20 protein-coding genes are annotated in these 21,018 nt (G+C 65.8%); 8 read left to right on the plus strand and 12 right to left on the minus strand.

Translation table 11 applies throughout. The annotated features are described in order from the left end of the window. Positions 1-256: 256 nt before the first annotated feature. On the minus strand, positions 257-1,480 hold the full coding sequence (locus tag B3T59_RS05025) for an acetyl-CoA C-acetyltransferase (protein WP_287001621.1): 1,224 nt from the start codon (positions 1,478-1,480) through the stop codon (positions 257-259). A gap of 47 nt (positions 1,481-1,527) precedes the next feature. After that, positions 1,528-2,157: a TetR/AcrR family transcriptional regulator gene (locus tag B3T59_RS05030; RefSeq protein WP_287001622.1), complete on the minus strand. Its 630-nt coding sequence runs from the start codon at positions 2,155-2,157 to the stop codon at positions 1,528-1,530. 68 nt (positions 2,158-2,225) lie between these two features. Between B3T59_RS05030 and B3T59_RS05035 the strand changes: the two genes are divergently transcribed. Beyond that, on the plus strand, positions 2,226-3,617 hold the full coding sequence (locus tag B3T59_RS05035) for a DHA2 family efflux MFS transporter permease subunit (RefSeq protein ID WP_287001623.1): 1,392 nt from the start codon (positions 2,226-2,228) through the stop codon (positions 3,615-3,617). Here the strand turns inward: B3T59_RS05035 and B3T59_RS05040 are convergent. Together B3T59_RS05040 and B3T59_RS05045 are read right to left on the minus strand one after the other, a co-directional pair. Further along, positions 3,610-4,368 (minus strand): LamB/YcsF family protein, encoded by a 759-nt coding sequence (locus B3T59_RS05040; protein ID WP_287001624.1) that lies wholly within the window; start codon positions 4,366-4,368, stop codon positions 3,610-3,612. The genes B3T59_RS05035 and B3T59_RS05040 overlap by 8 nt on opposite strands. Further along, on the minus strand, positions 4,365-5,285 hold the full coding sequence (locus B3T59_RS05045; RefSeq protein ID WP_251723151.1) for an SGNH/GDSL hydrolase family protein: 921 nt from the start codon (positions 5,283-5,285) through the stop codon (positions 4,365-4,367). The genes B3T59_RS05040 and B3T59_RS05045 overlap by 4 nt, the downstream gene beginning before the upstream one ends. Before the next feature lie 62 nt (positions 5,286-5,347). Here B3T59_RS05045 and B3T59_RS05050 point away from each other — a divergent pair, with 62 nt between their 5' ends. From B3T59_RS05050 to ilvA, 3 genes are all read left to right on the plus strand, one after another. After that, positions 5,348-6,748 (plus strand): cystathionine beta-synthase, encoded by a 1,401-nt coding sequence (locus B3T59_RS05050; protein WP_005202088.1) that lies wholly within the window; start codon positions 5,348-5,350, stop codon positions 6,746-6,748. A gap of 34 nt (positions 6,749-6,782) precedes the next feature. Next, on the plus strand, positions 6,783-7,937 hold the full coding sequence (locus B3T59_RS05055) for a cystathionine gamma-synthase (RefSeq protein ID WP_251723150.1): 1,155 nt from the start codon (positions 6,783-6,785) through the stop codon (positions 7,935-7,937). Between the two features lie 75 nt (positions 7,938-8,012). Beyond that, complete coding sequence (gene ilvA, locus B3T59_RS05060; RefSeq protein WP_251723149.1) at positions 8,013-9,209, plus strand: threonine ammonia-lyase; 1,197 nt, start codon at positions 8,013-8,015, stop codon at positions 9,207-9,209. A 23-nt stretch (positions 9,210-9,232) separates the two neighbouring features. Here the strand turns inward: ilvA and B3T59_RS05065 are convergent, their stop codons facing one another. Then, a complete protein-coding gene (locus B3T59_RS05065; protein WP_251723148.1) occupies positions 9,233-9,748 on the minus strand; it encodes an SRPBCC family protein in 516 nt (171 codons plus the stop codon). A 91-nt stretch (positions 9,749-9,839) separates the two neighbouring features. Here B3T59_RS05065 and B3T59_RS05070 point away from each other — a divergent pair, with 91 nt between their 5' ends. Beyond that, positions 9,840-13,136 (plus strand): AfsR/SARP family transcriptional regulator, encoded by a 3,297-nt coding sequence (locus B3T59_RS05070; RefSeq protein WP_251723147.1) that lies wholly within the window; start codon positions 9,840-9,842, stop codon positions 13,134-13,136. An 87-nt stretch (positions 13,137-13,223) separates the two neighbouring features. On the opposite strand, the gene B3T59_RS05075 is transcribed toward B3T59_RS05070, so the two are convergent. The 3 genes from B3T59_RS05075 to B3T59_RS05085 form a co-directional block, all read right to left on the minus strand. Next, on the minus strand, positions 13,224-14,060 hold the full coding sequence (locus B3T59_RS05075; RefSeq protein WP_251723146.1) for an ABC transporter permease: 837 nt from the start codon (positions 14,058-14,060) through the stop codon (positions 13,224-13,226). After that, positions 14,057-15,121 (minus strand): ATP-binding cassette domain-containing protein, encoded by a 1,065-nt coding sequence (locus B3T59_RS05080; protein ID WP_287001627.1) that lies wholly within the window; start codon positions 15,119-15,121, stop codon positions 14,057-14,059. Before B3T59_RS05080 ends, B3T59_RS05075 begins: the two co-directional genes overlap by 4 nt. 128 nt (positions 15,122-15,249) lie before the next feature. Continuing rightward, entirely contained in the window at positions 15,250-15,579 is a 330-nt protein-coding gene (locus tag B3T59_RS05085) for a hypothetical protein (RefSeq protein ID WP_251723144.1), read from the minus strand. Between the two features lie 166 nt (positions 15,580-15,745). Here B3T59_RS05085 and B3T59_RS05090 point away from each other — a divergent pair, with 166 nt between their 5' ends. Then, entirely contained in the window at positions 15,746-16,648 is a 903-nt protein-coding gene (locus tag B3T59_RS05090) for a hypothetical protein (protein WP_287001628.1), read from the plus strand. Positions 16,649-16,754: 106 nt separating this feature from the next. Here the strand turns inward: B3T59_RS05090 and B3T59_RS05095 are convergent, their stop codons facing one another. Continuing rightward, positions 16,755-17,636, minus strand: a complete 882-nt coding sequence (locus B3T59_RS05095) for an SGNH/GDSL hydrolase family protein (RefSeq protein ID WP_287001629.1) — start codon at positions 17,634-17,636, stop codon at positions 16,755-16,757. Positions 17,637-17,837: 201 nt separating this feature from the next. Between B3T59_RS05095 and B3T59_RS05100 the strand changes: the two genes are divergently transcribed. Continuing rightward, a complete protein-coding gene (locus tag B3T59_RS05100; RefSeq protein ID WP_287001630.1) occupies positions 17,838-18,626 on the plus strand; it encodes a DUF4352 domain-containing protein in 789 nt (262 codons plus the stop codon). A gap of 92 nt (positions 18,627-18,718) precedes the next feature. Here the strand turns inward: B3T59_RS05100 and greA are convergent, their stop codons facing one another. From greA to B3T59_RS05115, 3 genes are all read right to left on the minus strand, one after another. After that, positions 18,719-19,210 (minus strand): transcription elongation factor GreA, encoded by a 492-nt coding sequence (greA, locus tag B3T59_RS05105; RefSeq protein ID WP_049699673.1) that lies wholly within the window; start codon positions 19,208-19,210, stop codon positions 18,719-18,721. A 231-nt stretch (positions 19,211-19,441) separates the two neighbouring features. Next, positions 19,442-20,149, minus strand: a complete 708-nt coding sequence (locus tag B3T59_RS05110) for a queuosine precursor transporter (protein ID WP_064862443.1) — start codon at positions 20,147-20,149, stop codon at positions 19,442-19,444. Between the two features lie 113 nt (positions 20,150-20,262). Further along, positions 20,263-20,736, minus strand: a complete 474-nt coding sequence (locus B3T59_RS05115) for a DUF4307 domain-containing protein (protein ID WP_287001631.1) — start codon at positions 20,734-20,736, stop codon at positions 20,263-20,265. Between the two features lie 84 nt (positions 20,737-20,820). On the opposite strand from B3T59_RS05115, the gene B3T59_RS05120 reads away from it, so the two are divergent. Continuing rightward, positions 20,821-21,018: PIG-L family deacetylase (locus B3T59_RS05120; RefSeq protein ID WP_287001632.1), on the plus strand; the 198-nt coding region annotated here is incomplete at its 3' end.

Genomic DNA, 21,018 nt, shown 5'->3' on the forward strand with positions numbered 1-21,018 from the left:
GCCGACGAGCCCGCCCCTCCGGCCGACCGATCGCCCGGAGAATCGCGTAGCACCGATGCCGCGGCTCGCCCACCCCAACAGCGGCTTCCTTCACCGGCACCCCGGCATCCACCAGCCTCGCCAACTGGTCACCGAACCGAACACAGTCCTCCTGAAACGACATGATCGCCGCAACCTCTCACCTGAGAGTGTTGCGACGATCATGTGAACCCGCCTTCGTGAGTGCGGGGCCGCGGTGTATCTGAGGGGGGTCGGGTCAGCTCAGGCGCTCGAGCACCATCGCCATGCCCTGGCCACCGCCGACGCACATCGTCTCGATGCCGAATGTCTTGTCGTAGGTCTGCAGGTTGTTGAGCAGCGTGGTGGTGATACGCGCACCGGTCATGCCGAACGGGTGGCCGAGAGCGATGGCGCCGCCGGACACGTTCAGCTTGTCGTGGTCGATGCCGAGCTCGTTTGCCGAACCGATGACCTGCACGGCGAATGCCTCGTTGATCTCGAACAGGTCGATGTCGGAGATCGACTTACCCGCGACGCGAAGCACCTTGCGGACGGCCTCGATGGGGCCGAGACCCATGATCTCGGGTGAGAGTCCGGTCGCGGCGGTGGCGACGACGCGCGCGAGCGGGGTCAGGCCGAGTTCCTTGGCCTTGGTGTCGCTCATGATGACCAGCGCGGCTGCGCCGTCGTTCAGCGGGCAGGCGTTGCCGGCGGTGATCGTGCCGTCGGGGCGGAAGACGGGCTTGAGCTGCGAGATCTTCTCGTAGGTCGTGCCCGGTCGGGGGCCGTCGTCGGTGCTGACGACGGTGCCGTCGGCCAGCGTGATCGGGTCGATCTCGCGCTCGAAGAATCCGGCCTTGATGGCCTCCTCTGCGCGGTTCTGGCTGCGCACGCCCCAGTGGTCCTGGTCTTCGCGCGAGATGCCGGTGAAGCTCGCGACGTTCTCGGCGGTCTGACCCATCGCGATGTACACGTCGGGGATCAGGCCGTCTTCGCGGGGATCGTGCCACGCGGGAGCGCCGCCCTCGGCGGAGCGTTCGGTGCGGGCCAGCGCCTCGTCGAACAGCGGGTTCTTGGAATCGGGAGCACCGTCGGCGCCGCCGGAGATGGCGAAGCTCGACACGCTCTCGAGGCCACCGGAGATGAACACATCACCCTCGCCGGCCTTGATGGCGTGCAGGGCCATGCGCGTGGTCTGCAACGACGACGAGCAGTAGCGGTTCACGGTGACACCGGGGATGTGATCGAAGCCGAGTTCGACGCCGAGCACGCGGGCGATGTTGTAGCCGCCCTGGCCGCCGGGCTGGCCGATTCCCCAGTGGATGTCTTCGATTTCCTTGGGGTCGAGCTCGGGGACCTTGGCGAGAAGTGCGGTGACGATCTGTCGAGAGAGTTCGTCGGGACGAACGTCTTTGAGGGATCCCTTTCCGGCGCGGCCGATCGGGGAGCGGGCATGGGCAACGATGACAGCTTCAGGCATGTGAAACACGTTACTGGACAGCTCGGGTGTCAGAAGAGCCGGATTTGTCACTCGTCGGAGCGCGGAGCCTTTGATGCGGTATCCGGTTGGACGAGAGGCAAGAAGACGTCGTCGACGATGGTGCGCAGAACGTCGTCGGACACGGGTTTCAGGGACATGAGTACCTCGTAGCGATAGAGGTCGGCAGGCAGTGCGATGGCCCGCTCGGTCACATGTGCCGGGTCCACCTCGCCCCGAGCGATCGCACGTTCGACGATGGTGGCCATGGTCGACGTCCGATCGCCGATGAACAGCGCGCGAACCTCACGGGGGGTGTTGGCGCCTTCGGCGAAATACTCGCCGAGACTCGACGCCATCATGACCACGAAATCGGCGCGAGTGTCATTCATGTCGCGTAGCGCTTCGAGGACGTCGTCACGCAGATTTCCGGTGTCGGGTACGACGACCTCGACCTGCCGCCCACGATGCGAGATCGCGGCGCGCAGCAGTTCGCCGCGTGTTGCCCACCGGCGATAGAGCACGGGCCTGCTGGTTCCGGCTCGTTCGGCGACGGCCTCGAAGGTCAGCCCCGAGTAGCCGCGGTCGAGCAGTTGCTCCCACGCGGCGTCGAGGATGGCGGCCTCGAGTTCGGCGCCGCGGCGTCGTGTGGGGTTGGCGTCCTGGTGTTCAAGATCCACTTGCGTATCTTATCGCGCCAGCCTATCGTCGGAAATAAGATACACGGCTGATTCTTAAAGGGGTTCCCATGACGGCAACAACGTCCCCGGCCCAGACCATCGATCCCGCGACGCGTCGAGTCGCGTGGGCTGTGATCATCGGTCTGATCGCACCGATCCTCGACACCACGATCACCACCATCGCGCTCGAGACGCTCGGCCGAGACCTCGACGTTCCGGTGTCGACGATCCAGTGGGTCAGTACCGGATACCTGCTGGCGCTCGCCGTCGCGGTGCCGTTGGCGGGTTGGGCGGCAACGCGATTCGGGTCACGCGTCGCTTGGATCGCGGGGCTGCTGATCTTCCTGCTCGGCTCGGTCTTGTGCGCAGTGGCATGGGATGCGCCGTCGCTCATCGCATTTCGCGTTCTACAGGGCCTCGGCGCCGGACTGATCATGCCGCTGATGATGTCGATCCTGGTGTCGGCCAGTGGTGGAGTGGCGCTCGGACAGGTCATCGCTCTGGTGTCGATGCCGACCGCGCTGGGGCCGATCCTGGGTCCCGTGCTCGGTGGCGTGATCCTGAACTGGCTCAACTGGCGGTGGCTCTTTCTCATCAACGTCCCGATCGTGGCGGTCGCGCTCTACCTCGCGCGGCGTATCCCCGACGATGGCCGCACCCGCGGCGCCGACGATCACCACGCTCACCTTGATGTCGTCGGATTACTGCTTCTCGCACCGGGTTTGGCGCTGATCCTGCTCGGGCTCTCCAATGCCCACGCCGGCTTCGTCAGTCGGAGTGTGATGATTCCGCTGGTCGTCGGCGTGATCGCGCTGGGAGTGTTCGTGGTGCGCAGCTTGGTGTCTGTGCGGCAGGGGATCGTCGACATCCGGATTCTTGCTCATCGCGCAGTTGCCGCGTCGTCGGCCGGACTGTTCGCGTTCGGCATCGCATCGTTCGGGGCAATGTTCCTGCTGCCCTTGTTCTTTCAGCAGGTGTTCGGCGACTCGGTGCTCCGGGCGGCGCTCTATCTGATCCCGCAGGGCGTCGGAGCGTTCGTGACCCGCGGGCTGGCGGGAAAGTTGACCGACCGGTTCGGCGGGCGCTGGGTGGCGGCGTGCGGGTTCGTGATTGTGGCGGCCGCGACTGTGCCGTTCGCGTTCGCCGATGCGGGAACCTCGGTGGTCTGGTTGATGATCGCCTTGCTGTTCCGTGGCCTCGGGCTCGGGTTGCTGTTGTCGCCGATCATGGCCGCAGGCTTCATCGGCGTCCCCGACTCCGCGCGTCAGGACACCAGCATGCTCACCCGGATCACCCAGCAACTCGGCGGCTCCTTCGGCACCGCGATCCTCGCCGTCGTGGTCATGTCGGCTGCCTCTGCGGCAGCGGGTTTCTCCGCGGCGTTCTGGTGGTCGGTGGTGTTCGCGCTGGTAGGCGCCGTGCTCGCGCTGATGCTGCCGTCGCGGCCTGCGCTCACGTGAACGGCGTGATCTCGATCCCCTCGGTGGTCAGCCGTTGACGGGTGGCCACCGCCATCGCGACAGCGGCTGGGCTGTCGCCGTGCAGGCAGACGGAGTCGACGTCGATCCGTATCGTGTCGCCTTCGACGGAGTCGACGACGCCGTCGGAGACCATGCGCATCACCCGCTCGGCGACCGCCGCAGGATCGTCGAGGACTGCGCCCGGTTCGCGTCGGGAGACCAAGGTGCCGTCGGAGTGGTACGCCCGATCGGCGAAAGCTTCTCGGACGGTAGGGATTCCGCGATCCGAAGCGATCTCGAGTAGCAGTGACCCCGGCAAGCCGAGTACGGGGAGGTGTGGATCGACCGCGGCTATCGCGTCGACCACAGCACGCGCGTGCACGTCGTGGTGAACGGCCGTGTTGTACAGCGCCCCATGTGGTTTGACGTAGCTGACGGTGCCGCCGGCGGCGCGAGCAATGGCCTGCAGTCCGCCGATCTGGTAGACGACGTCGTCGGTCAACTCCGTCTGTGTGGCGTCCACGAACCGCCGCCCGAAGCCTGCGAGGTCCCGATAGCTGACCTGTGCACCGATGCGGACACCGTTCGCGAGTGCACTGCGACATGTTCGTGCCAACGTGCTCGGATCGCCCGCGTGAAAACCGCAGGCAACGTTGGCGCTGGTGACCACCTCGAGCACGGCGTCGTCGTCGCCGAGCTCCCAGCGGCCGAACGACTCGCCGACGTCGCTGTTGAGATCGATGTGCGTCATTCGACGGTCCGTGCGCGCCGCAGCAGGCGGGACATGAATTTGCTGGCGGGCACGGTCTCCGACATCTCGGGCGGCTCGGGCAGCGGTGCCGGTCCCCATTCACCGATCTCCTCGAGGACCGGGGGAGTGAGTATCGCCGCGGCGAGCTCGTATCCGGCCGCGGACGGGTGGAAGTGGTCGGGCGAGAACATGTGATCGGGCTTCGCCTTGAACTCCTCGGAGAGCAGATCGGCCAGCGGAACGGCGACGCCTCCCGCGCTGCGCACCGCTGACTGCTGGCGGGCAGCGAGCCGTAGGCCCCAGATGCGCAGCACCGACCGCAGCGGCTGCGGGATCGCGGTGATCACGCCGAAGTCGGGGCAGGTGCCGACGACGACCACCGCGCCCGTCTCGCGCAGTCGGCGGACGGCGGCTCCCAGACGATTCGCCGACGCTCGGATGCCGTTGGTGGCGGTCACGTCGTTGGCGCCGACCAGGATGACCGCGACGTCGGGTCGATGTCCCGCGATCAACATCGCGTCGATCTGCGCGCCGAGGCCTTTCGACGTCGCGCCGACGATGGCCTTGTTGCTGTAGCGGATGACCCGACCGGTGTCGGCCGCGACGCGACGGGCGACGCGCACGCCGGGGGTGTCGTCTGCCGACTCGACGCCGAGTCCCGCGGCCGTCGAATCGCCGAACACGGTCAGGTGCAGATCGGCAGGGGTATCGCGGGTGACGCGTAGCGGCTCGCCGCCGTCGGGGAGGTAGATGCCGTCGCCGTTGGGGGCGTTGTCGGTGCGGTGCGGGATGGTGGTTCTGGCTTGTTGTGCCTGCCAGACCAGCACGTTGTATGCCGCCCACGTGGCGCCGGCCCCTGCGGCCGTCGCGGTCGCTGCGGCACCGACATCGCGGAGGACGTGACGCGAATCGGACACGCGTCCCAGCTTAGCGGCAAGTCGAATGTGGACGGCTTGCGACGCTCTGGGACCATAGAGGTATGCGCATCGCCAATCACGTCGTCGACCTGGTGGGCAACACACCACTGGTCAAGCTCAACTCGGTGACCTCCCCCGGATCGGGGCTGGTCGCGGCCAAGGTCGAATACCTCAATCCTGGCGGCAGCAGCAAAGACCGGATCGCCGTGCGGATGGTCGACGCTGCGGAGAAGTCGGGGGAGCTGAAGCCCGGCGGCACGATCGTCGAGCCGACGTCGGGCAACACCGGTGTCGGGCTGGCGCTCGTCGCGCAGCAGCGCGGATACAAATGCATCTTCGTGTGCCCCGACAAGGTCGGCGAGGACAAGCGCAACGTGCTGCGTGCCTACGGCGCCGAGGTTGTCGTGTGCCCGACGGCCGTCCCGCCAGAACACCCCGACAGCTACTACAGCGTTTCCGACCGGCTGGTCCGTGAGGTCGACGGCGCGTGGAAGCCCAATCAGTACTCCAACCCCGCCGGTCCGCAGAGCCACTACGAGACCACCGGCCCGGAGATCTGGCGCGACACCGACGGCACCATCACGCACTTCGTCGCGGGCGTCGGCACCGGCGGCACCATCACCGGCACCGGCCGCTATCTCAAGGAGATCTCCGACGGCAAGGTCAAGGTCGTCGGCGTCGACCCAGAGGGTTCGGTCTACTCCGGCGGCACCGGGCGCCCGTACCTCGTCGAGGGTGTCGGTGAGGATTTCTGGCCCGACGCCTACGACCCGAGCATCCCCGACGAGATCATCGCGGTCTCCGACGCCGACTCATTCGACATGACCCGACGCCTCGCGCGCGAAGAGGGGCTGCTCGTCGGCGGCTCCTGCGGTATGGCGGTCGTCGCGGCACTGCAGGTGGCGCAGCGAGAGGGTCCCGACTCCGTCGTGGTGGTCCTGCTGCCCGACGGTGGGCGCGGCTACATGGCCAAGATCTTCAACGACGAGTGGATGAGCAGCTACGGCTTCCTGCGTACCCCGCTCGACGGTGACAAGCCGGAGCTGCTCGTCGGAGATGTGTTGCGCGGCAAGACCGGTACGCTTCCAGACCTCGTGCACACGCACCCGCAGGAGACGCTGCGCGACGCGATCGAGATCCTCCGCGAATACGGGGTGTCGCAGATGCCGGTCGTCGGCGCCGAGCCGCCGGTGATGGCGGGCGAGGTTGCAGGCGCGGTCACCGAACGTGACCTGCTCTCGGCGGTATTCGAGGGTCGTGCGAACCTCGCCGATCCCGTGTCGGCGCACATGGGAGATCCGTTCCCGCTCATCGGTTCCGGTGAGCCGGTGTCCGCGGCGACCAAGGCGCTCGGCGAGTCCGACGCACTCATGGTCGTCGAGGACGGAAAACCGATCGGCGTCATCACCCGACACGATCTGCTGGCATTCGTCAGCACCCATCCGACGATCACTGCCGGTTAGCGTCGGTGATCATCACTCAGCGAGGAGTTCTCACGTGAAGAAGTACCAGCGTCCACGCGGCTTTTCCACCGAAGCCATCCACGCAGGCTACGACCCCGACCCGCAGACCGGCGCGGTGAACGTCCCGGTCTACGCGAGTTCGACGTTCGCACAGGACGGCGTCGGCGGTCTGCGTGACGGATTCGAGTACGCGCGTACCGGAAATCCGACGCGTCGCGTGCTCGAGGCGAACATCGCCGCGATCGAGGGCGGTACGTACGGACGCGGTTTCTCCTCCGGCATGGCTGCCACCGACGCGCTGCTGCGCGCATCGCTACGTCCCGGCGACCACCTCGTGATCCCGAACGACGCCTACGGCGGCACCTTCCGCCTGATCGACAAGGTCTTCACGCAGTGGGGCATCGACTACTCCGTGGCGCCGGTCAGCGACATCGACGCGGTACGCACGGCGATCACCCCGAAGACCAAACTCGTGTGGGTCGAGACGCCGACCAATCCGCTGCTGAACGTCGGCGACATCGCCCGACTCGGTGAGGTCGCGCACGAGGCGAAGGCAAAACTGGTGGTGGACAACACCTTTGCGACGCCGTACCTGCAGCGTCCGCTGGAGTTGGGCGCCGACGTCGTGCTGCACTCCACCACCAAGTACCTCGGCGGGCATTCCGACGTCGTCGGTGGCGCACTGGTTACCGACGACGAGCAACTCGACTCCGACATCGCGTTCCTGCAGAACGGTGCGGGTGCTGTGCCGGGGCCGTTCGATGCCTACCTGACGATGCGCGGCATAAAGACGCTCGCGGTACGCATGGAGCGGCATTGCGACAACGCCGAGAAGGTCGCCGAGTACCTCAACCGCCACGACAAGATCGAGCGCGTGCTCTATCCGGGCGATCCCTCGCATCCCGGATACGAGGTCGCCGCCAAGCAGATGAAGCGGTTCGGCGGGATGGTCTCGGTGCTGGTGTCCGGCGGCATCGAGGACGCCAAGAAGTTCTGCGCGCGCACCGAGGTGTTCACCCTCGCGGAGTCGCTGGGCGGCGTCGAATCGCTGATCGAGCATCCCGGTGCGATGACCCACGCGTCGACCGCTGGGTCGTTGCTCGAGGTGCCCGAGAACCTGGTACGTCTGTCGGTCGGCATCGAAGACATCGACGACATCCTCGCCGACTTGGAGCAGGCGCTGCGGTAAGCCGGACCGCCAGATCGGGGACCGCTCGGGGTTGCGCTGCGTGAGGCATCGCGACCGCGTACGTTGACGCTCATCATGCTGATCGCACAGTCCGAGATCGACGCCGCCGCGGTGGTGTTGGCGCCCGTGATGCGTCGCACACCGATGGTGGCGTCGCGGGTGTTGTCCGAGCGCAGCGGCTCCGATGTCTGGCTCAAGTGCGAGAACCTGCAGCGCACAGGATCGTTCAAGCCACGCGGTGCGTTCTACCGGATCTCGCGGCTCACGCCCGACGAGCGCGCGGCAGGTGTCGTCGCGGCCAGCGCGGGCAACCACGCGCAGGGCGTGGCGTGGTCGGCCGCGCACCTGGGCATCGCCTCGCGCGTCTACATGCCGGTGGGTGCCGCCCTGCCGAAGCTGGCCGCCACCAAGGCATATGGGGCCGAGGTCGTGCTCGTCGGTGAGACGATCGACGAATCACTGGTCGCCGCACGAGCTTTCGCCGAAGAGACCGGCGCTACGCTGATCCATCCGTTCGACCATCGCGACATCGTGGCGGGTCAGGCCACCGTCGGTGTCGAGATCTGTGAGCAGATGCCCGATGTCGGTTCCATCGTCGTCCCGCTCGGCGGAGGTGGGCTGCTCGCCGGAATCGCCGCGGCGGTCAAAGCCAGGCGCCCCGGCGTCCGGATCATCGGTGTCCAGGCGGCGCAGGCGGCGGCATGGCCGACGTCGCTGCAGGAGGACATGCCCGTCGCGGCGACGCACATGTCGACGATGGCCGACGGTATCGCCGTCGCGCTACCCGGCGACGTTCCGTTCGCGCATGTTCGTGAGCTCGTCGACGAGGTGGTCACGGTCGATGAGGCGCAGTTGGCTACCGCGCTGCTCCTGCTGCTCGAACGCGCGAAGTTGCTCGTCGAACCCGCGGGCGCCGCTGGCGTCGCCGCGCTGATGAGTCTCGATCTCGATCTGCCGGGACCGATCTGCGTCGTCGCTTCGGGCGGCAACATCGACCCGCTCGTGCTCAGCCACGTGACCACAGCGGGACTCACCGCGTCCGGTCGTTTCTTGACGGTGACCGCCACCATCCCCGACCGCCCGGGTGGCCTCATCTCGTTGCTCGAACTACTGCGTGAGCAGGGGGCGAGCGTCGTCGACGTCGTGCATTCGCGTGTCGCCGACGACCTGCAGCTCGGCGAGGTGCAGGTGACGGTCAGCGCCGAGACCAGGGGCGCGGAGCACCAGGATGCTGTGCGCACAGCGCTCGCCGACGCAGGCTTCCTGCGCTGACGGTCCGGGCGAGCAGCATCGGATCAGACCTGCGGGCGCAGGGTCGAGAAGTGACGCAGGGTGTCGGTTTCGACCGTCTTGAACACCGACGCCGCCGTCGGTGCACTGAACAGCCTGACGGGTTTGGCTCCGGTCGCGAGTTCGAGCGCGAAGCGCCACACGAGTCGGCAGCCGACGTCGGCGCTGCTGACCTCGGTCAGTTCGCCGAACCGCGACAGTCCGGGTACGGTCACCGATTCTCCGCGAAATGCGTTGCGGTAGTGGTGTTCTCCTGGCTCCTCGACCCAGTCGAAGAAGTATTCGGAGAGTGCGACGCCCGGACCCAGTTTGGCCTGACGAGTCGTGCCGACCCCGTACGGAGGTGGCGAAGTGAACTCGATGCCTCTGATTGCCCGGCACCAGTCGAGTGTGTGCTGGCGCGTCAGTTCTGCCCACGCGCGTTCGGGCGTGACCGGCAGGTGGACGTCGATGCGATAGCTCACCGGTGACGTGTCGAAGAAGTCGAGATCGAATGAGTTGAGTGCGTAGCTGCGCGCCATCGTGCCATTCAAGCACGGCGCCGCACGGTCTTTCGGCGATACGTCCAGCGCGGGCACTCGTGATACATACCGCGGGGGCTAATCTGGCACAGTGTCCGCCCCCGCAACAACCGTGATCGGTCTGCTCGGTCCCGTCGCCGCAGGCGTGTCCGCAGCGCCGGATTCGCCGGTGACGCCGGATGACTTGGTGACGGTTCCGGGTATCCGCGCCAAGAGGTTGTTGGCATCGCTGGCGTTGGCCGGTGGACGCACCCGTTCGGCTGAGCGGCTCATCGACGATGTGTGGGGCGACGATCCGCCACGGTCACCGGGCGCGGCGCTGCACACCCAGATCTCGCGGCTGCGTGGCGTCCTCGGAGCCGGGCGCATCGAAGCGTCGGGAAGCGGGTATCGCCTGGTCGGCGCCCGCACCGACATCGAGATCGTCGACGACCTCATCGCACAGGGCGCCGCAGCCGCGCTCGACGACGCCGCGTCGTGGTGGCGGGGCGAGCCGGGCGACGACCTCGGAGACGAGGCCGCACCGCTGATCGGCGAGATCCGCGCACGAGCCACACATGTCGAAGACGCGCTCAACCGTGCCCGCAGCACGGTTGCGATGAACGCCGGCGATTACACAACGGCGCGGGAGATCGCCGAACAACGTTGTGCACGTGACCCGTTGGATGAAACGGCAGCACTTGACCTGATGCGTGCACTTGCCGGCGAGGGACGTATCGCCGATGCGCTCGCCGTGTACGCCGCGCTGCGCCGCCGACTATCGACAGAGTTGGGGGTCGACCCAGGGTCGACGATCACCGAGTTCCACAACGCGCTTCTCGCCGAGGGAGAACTCGATGTTCGACGACCCGCTCCGAGTCCGCGACGCTCGAGCATGCAAGCGGGTCTGCTGGTGGAGACGAGCGACCTCATCGGGCGCGAGGGCGACGTCGCGTCGATCCTCGAGCAGCTGAAGGCGAATCGCGTCGTCACCATCCAAGGACCGGGCGGAGTGGGCAAGACGCGGGTGGCCAACCGCGTCGGACACCGCCTCGTCGACGAGGGATCGTCGGTCTACTACGTGCCGCTCGCACCGATCCGCAACGACGACGACGTGGTGCCCGCCATCGCCGCGACACTAGGAGTCGGTGAATCAGACCTCGGCACCAACGCCCGACCCCGCATCGCGCCGACCGGCGATCTGCAGGACCGATTGATCGACGCCCTGCGTGGGCGGGACGCGCTGCTGATCCTGGACAACTGCGAGCAGATCATCGAGCGGTGTGCACGCCTGGTGGCCGATCTGCTCGCCGCCGACTCGTCGTTGAAGATCCTCGTCACGAGCCGTTCGCCGCTGATGCTGCCCGCCGAGCAGATCTTCGGGTTGCCGACGCTCGACGTCACCGACGACGGCGCCGCGGTCGAATTGTTCGTCACCCGTGCCCGCGCGGTGCGGCCCGACGCCGATCTGCCGCACGAATCCGTTGCGCAACTGTGCCGGCATCTCGACGGCCTACCGTTGGCAATCGAGTTGGCGGCAGCCCGAATTCGCACGATGACGGTCGAGGAGATCACCGATCGGTTGACGGAGCGATTCGCACTGCTTCGCGGGACGGACCGCAGCGCTCCCGACCGGCATCGCACGCTGCGGGCCGTGATCGATTGGAGCTGGGACCTTCTCGACGACGATGCGCGTGAGGCGCTGCGCCGACTGTGCAGATTTCCGGCCGGGTTCACGGTTGACGCGGCGGGAATCGTGCTGGGCTATCGCGGTTTTCGGCTCGACGACACGCTCGCCTCGCTGGTCAATCAGTCGTTGCTGACCGTGATCGAGGCCGACGGTCGGGTGCGGTATCGGATGCTGGAGATGGTGCGCGAGTTCGGCGAGGAGAAACTCGCGGCGGAGCCGGGGCTGTCATCGGAGGTCAACTCCGCGATGCGTGAGTGGGGCAGATCCGTTGCGTCGGAGGCGGTTGCCGGCTACGAGTCCGGTGTCGACGCAGGGCTGATGACCCGCGTGGCCGCCGACGTCGACAATCTCGTCTGGGTGCTCCGCCACTGCACGGAGACGATAGGTACGGGGGTGATCGCGCACGGCGAGAAGGACGACTCGGAGGTGGTCGACGCCGTCGACTGTGCGGTGCGGATCTTTCCGATCCTCGCCGGGTTCTGGATGGCGCGTGGCCTGCACGCGGAGATCATGAACTGGGGGTCGCGGCTGATCGACGTGTTGCCGACGCCTCCTCGTGACCTGTCCGATGAGCGGCGGCGTGATTGGGAGGCAACGGTTCTCGCGTCGATGACGCACCAGATGCTGCGCCAAGACCTTCGAGAGCTCGCACGTGCACGGTACTACCTGCGACGACTGCACAATCCCGCTCGGATCTATCTCGAGCCAACCGAACTGATGACCGCGTGCGTGCTGAGTCGGAGCACGACCGAAGCCATCCGCTACATCGTGCGTGGTACCCAGAGTTCCGATGAGCGGGTCGCGACGACAGCGCTCGGCGGACGAATGAATCTTGCCGAGAACCTCGGACGTCTGGACAAGGCGGAACGCGACGGAGAGATTCTGCGCAAGCGGTCGCGGCTCGGGAGTGACCACTGGATGTCGGCGATGTCTCAGGTGAGTCTCGGCGGAATCCACAGTCAGCAGGCGAATTGGTCTGCCGCCGTTGACTTTTATCGGGGCGGAATCGCCGACCTGGTCCGACTGGGTTCCTTCGAGGACGAGATGCAGACCCGCTGCTACCTCGCGGTGACGCTGATCAATCTGGGCCAACTCGACGCCGCAGAAGAACAATTGGTGCACGTCGCCGACGGCTGGACGCCCGAGGATCCCGATCCGCGCGGGTTTCCGGAGGTTTTCGCCGGAATGATGTTGGCGATCGGCGAACTCCGTTACGCGCGTGGAGATCTCGCTGATGCTGCGGCGATGTTCGCCCGGGCGGGCGACCTGCTGTTGCGCGAGCATCCGATGGCGGCGCGAGATCCCGGGGCCGCGATGCTGATCGGTGTTGCCGCCATCGGTCTGGTGCGCACGGAGCAGCTTGATCGTGCACGTGCGCTGCTGCCCGTGCTCGCCGCGGGTGTCGCAGAGACGCTGTCGCCGAGTGGGTGGACCGATATTCCTCAGTCTGCGAACCTCGCGCTCGCAACGGGATGCGTGTTGTGCGACAGGAGCGAGACCAGGCGCGACGGCGCTCGGCTACTGATGCTAGGCAAACGATTGAAGGCTCGTGTCGACTATCCGGGCTACTACGCCGTCGTGACCGATCTGGTCGGTGCGTCGAAGCTGACGCAGGATGAGTGGGACGATGTCACCTCCGATATCCCGAGCATGTCGCGCCGACGTGCGACCGAGGAACTCGCCGAACTGCTCGTGTCGAAGGCGCCCCGCCTGGCCTGAGATCACACAGAGCGACGGGCCCGCCGCTTGGCAGGCCCGTCGCTGTGTGTTGGAAGGCGCTGTGTGTTGGTAAGGCGCTTGTGCTGGTCAGGCGTTGCGCATGTATGCGCGCACGGCGAGCGGGGCAAAGACCGCGGTGATGACCGCAGCGCCCGCGAGCGCCCACACCACATGGATGCCTGCGTGTCCGGTCGCGGTGAGCTCACGCACCGCGGTGACGAGGTGGCTCACCGGATTGACGTTCACGAATGCCTGCAACCAGCCCGGCATCGTGTCGACGGGAACAAACGCGTTTGACATGAAGGTCAACGGGAAGACGACGAGCATCGAGATTCCCTGCACGGCAGAGGCTTTGCTCATGATGCAACCCATGAGTGCGAAGATCCAGGAGACGGCGAAGCTGCACACCATGACCAGGACAACCGACGCGATGACACCGAGGACGTTCGGACGCCAGCCCATGATGAGGCCCATCACGACAGTGATGATGCTTGCGATGAGGTAGCGGATCACGTCGGCGAGCAAGGCTCCCGCCAGGGGACTGATACGTGCGATCGGCAGCGAGCGGAATCGGTCGAAGACGCCCTTGTCCATGTCCTCGCGCAACTGCGTTCCGGTCACGATAGAGCTCATCACCACGGTCTGCACGAGGATGCCCGGGATGATGACGGGAAGATACGACGAGACGTTGCCACTGATGGCACCGCCGAAGATGTAGGTGAACATCACCGTGAAGATGATCGGCATGATGGTCACGTCGAACAGTTGCTCGGGGTTGTGCCGGAGCTTGAGCACGCTGCGGTAGGCCATGGTCAACGACTGACGTGCGGTCTCCGCAAGCGAGACGGACTGCTTCGCCCGTGCTCGGATGGCGCCGGTGGTGATGGCGGCGGGCGTGGCGGCTCGGGGGAGTGCGGTGGTCATCGGAGGTCCTCCTGCTGCGTGGCTGCGTCGTCGGTGGGGGCTGTGTCTCGAGAATCGGCGGGGTCCTGAGGGTCGGCGGGCTTGCCGGTGAGGGTGAGGAACACCTCGTCGAGACTCGGTTTCTGGACGTTGATCTCGTCGAGGGTGATGCCGTCGGAGCGCATCGCGATCAGGACGTCTGGTACGAGATCCGGACGATGCAGTGGAGCGGAGATCCTGCCTGCTTCTGCCGAGAGTGTCGCGGGCTCGCCCAGAACGCGTTCGACGATCTCGGCGACGCGCGGGGCGTCCGACCGTTCCAGAGGTGCGAGTTGCAGTGTCGCCGCGCCGACCGAGTTCTTCAGTGCGTCGGCGGTGTCGTCGGCGATGACACGACCGTGGTCGATCACCGCGATGCGATCGGCGAGTTGGTCCGCCTCGTCGAGGTACTGGGTTGTCAGCAGCACGGTTGCGCCGTCGGCGACGAGCCGGCGGATGGTGTCCCACATCTGGGCGCGGGTGCGCGGGTCGAGTCCGGTGGTCGGCTCGTCGAGGAACAGCAGGGGTGGGGTGTCGATGAGGCTTGCCGCGAGGTCGAGGCGTCGACGCATGCCGCCGGAGAAGTCCTTGAGTGGGCGGTCGGCGGCTTCGGTGAGGGAGAACTCGTCGAGCAGTTCGTCGGCTCGGACCTTCGCGGCCTTCCGCGAGAAGCCGAGCAGCAGCGCGAAGACGATGAGGTTCTGTCTCGCCGTCAGGTCTTCGTCGACGGAGGCGTACTGGCCGGTGACGCCGACCAGCGAGCGGACGGCCGTCGAATCGTGCACGACGTCGTAGCCGAAGATCTTGGCCGAGCCCGAGTCTGGTCGCAGGAGCGTGGCCAGCATGCTGACGGTGGTCGTCTTGCCCGCTCCGTTGGGGCCGAGAACGCCGTACACAGAACCGGTCGGAACCGCCAGATCGACTCCGTCGACGGCTCGGTTCGAGCCGAACTGCTTGACCAATCCGCGTGCATCGATGGCAAGTTCGGACCCGAGGGGGTTCGACGCGCTCGTCGCCGCAGTGGTGGTGGTTGTCGTAGTCATGGCATCAAGCCTGTACTACGCGACTGTCGTGGGCCTTACGTCATCTGTCATGCGGTGGCGTCGATGACTTTCTGGCGTCTGATCTGCGGTGTCGGAATCTGCGGTGGCCGGCGATGGGGCAGCAGAGGTCACGCCGCGGATGCGGAGTGCGTCGAGTCGCGGTGAGGAGCGGTCGCCAGGTCGGCTTCGTAACGTATGACCGCTGCGACGTGTCCGAGGCGGTGTTCGACGATCATGATCGCCTCCGCCAGCTGTGTCGTGTCGTCTACGTCGGCGACCAGCGCGACGGTGTGGCCGTTGTTGCGCAACATGAACGGCACGACGTCGTAGTAGTTGCTGCTCACCACGGCAACCGGCGTGCCCTCGTCGAACAGGGTCTTGGCGTAATGGGAAACGAGGGCGTCGTCGTCGAGGACGACGAGCGGAACGTCGGGGGTTGGCTGCTTGTGCATCTTCATGGTCCGTCCTCCTTTGGATGGTTGAATACTCTGATTACACGATGAACGCGCAGGTTAGCGAGGGTCTGGGGCAGAGCTGTGGATAACCTGTGACCCGTTGTGCTGTGCGCGTTGCCTGTGGATGGGCGCGGTGACTCCTGGCGTGATCAGGCTTAGCGTGCAGCGCATGGGGAGACGAAATCACAAGTCACGCAAGCCAACTGTCGGCCGCAAGCGCAATGGCACCACCGGCAGTAATCGGGAATATCACGCCGCTACCCGACGACAGCTCAATCGCATTCCGTGGGCGGCGTCGGGCATGCCCGACGTTCAGGCCGCCCTGGTCGACGCCTTCGGCGGGCTGGCCGAGGAGTGGGCGGCGTACATACGTCCGGTCGGCGTGCGGATGCTCCACGCGATGGCGCGCTTCGATCAGTACCGAGACGGAGATCTCGCACTCACCGAGGACGAGTGCGCCGATCTCGCCGAGGACTACATCGAGAGCGTCGACCTCTACAAGATGCTGCGCGGGCTCCTCGGCCGCGCCGATACGTCCGCCGAGGTTCTTTCGAGGGTCTCGCCGATCTGGGTGCCCGAGTCGGTCACCGGCGAGGCGCGGTCTGCAGACGGCGGTGCGGGCATTCGCGTTCTGCCCGAACTGGGCACCGCGGGGCTCCTCGTCTTCGAGCAGCCCCTGACCCGTATGACGGAGGGGCCGCTACCCAACGGAGTGATCACACCGACCGTCGACGTCGACGCCGTGCTGTGGTGGTCGCACGCCGAGTTCGCCGACATCGGGCTCGGCGGAGCGTGCACGAAGGAGGATACGACGACGTGCGGGTCCTTCGAGGTGCAGCCGTTGACCCGCAGCCGCGACCTGCAGCCGCTTCGCGGCGAGGCATGGCGACTGTCGCTGCTGACCGAGGTGGCCAACTACAGCGTCGAACCGGGTGACGACATGTCGAACGCGCCGTCGGGTAGGCCGCTCTTCCAGATGCTCGACGGCCTCGGAGTTGCGCTGGAGCGCAGTGACATTCACGTCTGCGAGGAATCGGACGCGCTGACGATCAGGCGCGACGACGCTGCGTGAGATCGACTGCGCCACACCTAGATGTGGACCTAATCGAAGGAATTGGGTGCTGCAGCACACAACTCCTTCGATGCGACACACATAGGCGTAGTGGGTTCCAGGCTCGCTACCGAGCCAGGCCGAGGGTGCGACTGACGATGCCTGCCATCTCGCGCTCGCCAAGTGCGTTGGGGTGCACGGGGACCGGCTGAACGATGCCGAAGATCGGTTCCACCCAGCGGACGCCGACGGGCTTGCAGCTGTCGTGGCCGATCGACGGTGTGGTCGCGTCGACGTAGGTCACCCCGGTCGCCGCGGCGGCGCGCTTGACGGCGTCGTTGAGTGCGGTCTGGATGCCGTGCGCATAGGGCAGATCGCCGGCGGCAACCGGCAGATCGGGGCACGTCTGCGCGGTCGCCGGCATGATGAGCGGGTAGCTCACGATCGCTACCCGCGCAGCGGGCGACTTCGCTCGAATTGCCTTGAGCGCGTTCACAATTTTCGGGTAGGTTGCGGTCTCTATCTCGCGGGTCATCGTCGAGCCGTACTGAGCTTTGCACGGCGTGCCGCGGAATCCCGCGGCAACGCCTGCTGCGACACACTTTTCGACGGTGCCTGCGAAGACGTTGCCGTCGTTGCCTCCGATCATCAGGGTGACGAGTTGCGTGTCGGGGCGCAGTGCGCGCAATTGTGGTGCGACGTCGGGGTATTGGCGAGTGAAGAAGTCTTTGGTCTGTGCGCCACCGCAACTGACGTCGGTGAGGGAGAAGCCATTGCGGCGCGCGATCACGTGCGCGAAGTTGTTGCTCGACTGCGTACAGCTGCCGGGTTTGTCTGGCGAGGTGGGGGATACGCCTGAACCCGCGGAGTAGCTGTCTCCGAGATTGACGTACGCCAGCGGCGTGGGGGCGGCGTCGGCGGGGGCAGGTGTCGAGACCGAGGCCAGGAGTCCGACGGCCGCGGCAGCGGCGAAGACCCCGACCCGGCGCAGAGCGATGCGCGTTTTCATATCTGAGTCTTAGCATCGCGAAACACCTGGACGAGACGTTTTGGTCAAACTCGTCTCAGGTCGGGTCAGGGCTCGCGGTGAATCCGCGAGGTATCAAATTCACTCGTTCGGACGACGCACTGCGAGGCCGTTTTTGTCGGACTCGATCCATAGAGTTCCCTTCGTCGCCGAACGTACGGCGTCGTGAACGAAGGAAGACCAATGACGAACCCCCCGAATGCGCCCCAGTCGGGCGCTCCCCAGTCCGGTGCTCCCCAGTCGGGTGCTCCCCAGTCCGGTGCACCCCAGTACGCGTACCCGCAGCCTGATGCCGGGCAGTACGCCGGAGCGCCGAACACGGTGCCGCAGTACGGCTTTCCGCCTCAGGCTCCCGGCGGTCAGCCCGTCAACCAGCCGCCCAAGAAGCGGCGTAAGTGGCCGTGGGTCCTCGGTGCGCTGGTGGTGTTGATCGTGATCATCGTTGCGGTGTCCGGAGGCGGGTCGGATTCGGATTCGTCGTCGAACTCGACGTCGGCTGGGTCGTCGGAGCGGGGTGCCGACCAGAAGAACAGCGACGGCAAGAACGCCGACTCCGAGAAGGGCAGCGGGGCAGCAGGACTCAACACTCCTGTGCGCGACGGCAAGTTCGAGTTTGTCGTGACTGGAGTGGAGAAGGGTCTGTCGAGCGTCGGCGACAATCCCTACCTGACTGAGCAGGCGCAGGGGCAGTTCGTCGTCGTCGCGATGACGGTGCAGAACACGAGCAACAAGCCGCAGAGCTTCGCGCCGTCGGATCAGAAGCTCGTCGACGACCAGGGCCGCACGTTCGAACCGAGCACGTCCGCGCAGATCGCCCTTGGCGGCTCCGACATTCCGGTGTGGGACAACATCAATCCCGGCAACACCGTCAACGCCAAGGTTGTCTTCGACATGCCGAAGGATGCGAATCCGACGACCATCGAGCTGCACGACTCCATGTTCTCGGGTGGCGTGAAGGTGCGCCTGAACTGAACACCTCGCGGTGACATACGACGAAAGGTTGCTGAGGGCAGCGGAAACGCAACCCCCAGCAACCTTTCAATCGTGCTGTGGTCCGAAGTGGGTCAGCTGTGGTACGGCTCTGCCTTGACGAGCGTCACCTTCACCACCGAGCCATTGGGCACGGTGTATTCGCGGGTGTCGCCGACTTTGGCGTCGATCAGTGCGGAGCCGAGCGGCGAACTCGGCGAGTAGGTCTCGAGCTTGCCTGCCTGCGCTTCTTCGCGGGTGGCGATGAGGAAGGTCTCTTCGTCGCTCTTGTCGCCGTCGTAGTAGACGGTGACGACGGAGCCGGGCAGTGCGACACCGGACTGCGTCGGGGCCTCTCCGACCTTTGCGTTGTTGAGTAGCTCCTGGAGCTGTCGGATACGCGCTTCCTGCTGACCCTGTTCCTCGCGTGCGGCGTGGTAGCCGCCGTTCTCCTTGAGGTCGCCCTCTTCGCGACGCTCGTTGATCTCGGCAGCAATGACCGGACGGTTGGCGATCAGAGAGTCGAGCTCGCTCTTGAGGCGGTCGTGCGACTCCTGGGTCAGCCAGGTCACCTGGGTGTCGGTCATCGGTCACTCCTTTGTGTTGTCCGCTCCCCGGCGATTTCTGAACCGGGGCACTGTCTCATTGGGACACATGGACTGCTCTAAATGCTTGGTCTGCCCGCATGCTTCATGCGCGCACGTGTTTCGTTTTGGCACACGCGGTAGGGCATGTGGGCCTGCTCTAAATGCAGCAACACGACCCCTCTCGGAGCCGTGTATTAAGTCAGGATACCAAATCCAAACGGATGTGGCACATCACACGTCAGTCGTGTTGACCTCGGCGAGAGCCTGCTGGTAGCTGGGTTCGGATCGTTTCAACCACGCGACGACCCCGTACGTGATCGGCATGACGAGGATTTCGACGAGCGTTTTCCAAATGAATCCGACGGCGGTGTAATTGATGAAGTCGCCCCAGGTCGAAATCCCGAGTGCGGATGCGGCAATGGAACAGAAGACGAGTGTGTCGGCGAATTCGCCGACGACGGTCGAACCGAGAAGTCGTGCCCAGAGTCGCTTCTCGCCAGCGCGTTGCTTCATTTTCACGAGCACGAACGAGTTGAGGAACTCGCCTGCGAGGTATCCGGCCAACCCGGCAAGGAGGAACTGGGGCACCACTCCGGCGACGCGTGTGAACGCGTCCTGGCCGTCGTAGAAGTCGGCTGCCGGCAGGTGGATGGTTGCCCAGAAACACAGGGAGGCCAGCAGAAGGACGGCGAAGCCTGCGAGGATCGTTCGACGCATCGCCTTGAACCCGTAGACCTCGCTGATCACGTCGCCGAGGACGTATGCCAGCGGAAACAGGTAGAACGCGCCGTCGGTGACCAGGCCGTTCATGTGGATCGGGCCGACGTCGAGGTGCAGCCAACTGTCGAACAACACGACACCCTTGGTGCCGGTGATGTTGCTGATGAGCATGACACCGATGAACAGTGCCACCAACGCGGGGAAGTATGGGCTGCTCAGTCGGGCGAAAACCGCCTTGTCCGGCTTCCCTTTCTTGACGTGCTCATCCCGCGCGTCACGAACGCCGGCGTCACCGTCGGGAGTGGCCGATGTCGGCACGGGGCGCTCGTCTGTCACGACGCGGTGGAGGTCAGGTAGGCGGGCACGTCGGTGCTGCAGCCGAAGACTTCGCCGATGACCGGTGGTCCGGACGTCTTGACGACGGTGCGTAGTCCCTGCTGCTGGGTGCCGGGCGGTACGAGAACCTCACGACGCCCCGCCTCGGAGCCGTCCTTGACCCGGGCGCGGACCACACACGCCACCGGCTGGGTCGGATCCTTGCGGGTGACCGTGTACAGGACGGCAACCGAGGAGTTGTCGAGAATCTCGTAGCCGGTTGCCTGGCCGCTGACGTCGGGATCGGCGAACTTGTTGTAGCCGATTGCGGCGAGGATCACACCGACGACGACAACCGTGACGGCCGACGCGATGAACCAGAGGCGCCGACTCCGCGCCGACTGCGCGACGGGATAGGTGGCACGCGGTCCGCTACGCGGTTGTTTGCGCAGGTCGGGTTCCTGCGGCGTGCCCCCGTCTGAACTGTTCACGGGTCAATACCTACCATGAGAGGAGTACGTATCCGAAGGCGAGGAACCGTGACCGAATCGCGCACGCAGGGCGGCTACCGTCTGATGGCAGTGCATGCCCATCCCGACGACGAGTCGAGTAAGGGCGCGGCCACATCGGCCAAGTACGCCGCGGAGGGCAACGAGGTCCTCATCGTGACCCTGACCGGTGGCGAACGCGGCGACATCTTGAACCCGGCGATGGATCGTCCGGGCATCAAGGAGCGGATGACCGAGGTCCGCAAAGAGGAGATGGCGAAGGCT

It is taken from the genome of Gordonia sp. UBA7860, assembly GCF_002500165.1.
Taxonomy (GTDB): Bacteria; Actinomycetota; Actinomycetes; order Mycobacteriales; family Mycobacteriaceae; genus Gordonia; species Gordonia sputi.

Coding starts and splice junctions, on each gene's coding strand:
- B3T59_RS05075 (WP_251723146.1), bottom strand. CDS start 14,060: ATGACCACCGCACTCCCCCGAGCCGCCACGCCCGCCGCCATCACCACC.
- ilvA (WP_251723149.1), top strand. CDS start 8,013: ATGCTGATCGCACAGTCCGAGATCGACGCCGCCGCGGTGGTGTTGGCG.
- greA (WP_049699673.1), bottom strand. CDS start 19,210: ATGACCGACACCCAGGTGACCTGGCTGACCCAGGAGTCGCACGACCGC.
- B3T59_RS05085 (WP_251723144.1), bottom strand. CDS start 15,579: ATGAAGATGCACAAGCAGCCAACCCCCGACGTTCCGCTCGTCGTCCTC.
- B3T59_RS05090 (WP_287001628.1), top strand. CDS start 15,746: ATGGGGAGACGAAATCACAAGTCACGCAAGCCAACTGTCGGCCGCAAG.
- B3T59_RS05040 (WP_287001624.1), bottom strand. CDS start 4,368: ATGACGCACATCGATCTCAACAGCGACGTCGGCGAGTCGTTCGGCCGC.
- B3T59_RS05025 (WP_287001621.1), bottom strand. CDS start 1,480: ATGCCTGAAGCTGTCATCGTTGCCCATGCCCGCTCCCCGATCGGCCGC.
- B3T59_RS05065 (WP_251723148.1), bottom strand. CDS start 9,748: ATGGCGCGCAGCTACGCACTCAACTCATTCGATCTCGACTTCTTCGAC.
- B3T59_RS05080 (WP_287001627.1), bottom strand. CDS start 15,121: ATGACTACGACAACCACCACCACTGCGGCGACGAGCGCGTCGAACCCC.
- B3T59_RS05095 (WP_287001629.1), bottom strand. CDS start 17,636: ATGAAAACGCGCATCGCTCTGCGCCGGGTCGGGGTCTTCGCCGCTGCC.
- B3T59_RS05035 (WP_287001623.1), top strand. CDS start 2,226: ATGACGGCAACAACGTCCCCGGCCCAGACCATCGATCCCGCGACGCGT.
- B3T59_RS05050 (WP_005202088.1), top strand. CDS start 5,348: ATGCGCATCGCCAATCACGTCGTCGACCTGGTGGGCAACACACCACTG.
- B3T59_RS05100 (WP_287001630.1), top strand. CDS start 17,838: ATGACGAACCCCCCGAATGCGCCCCAGTCGGGCGCTCCCCAGTCCGGT.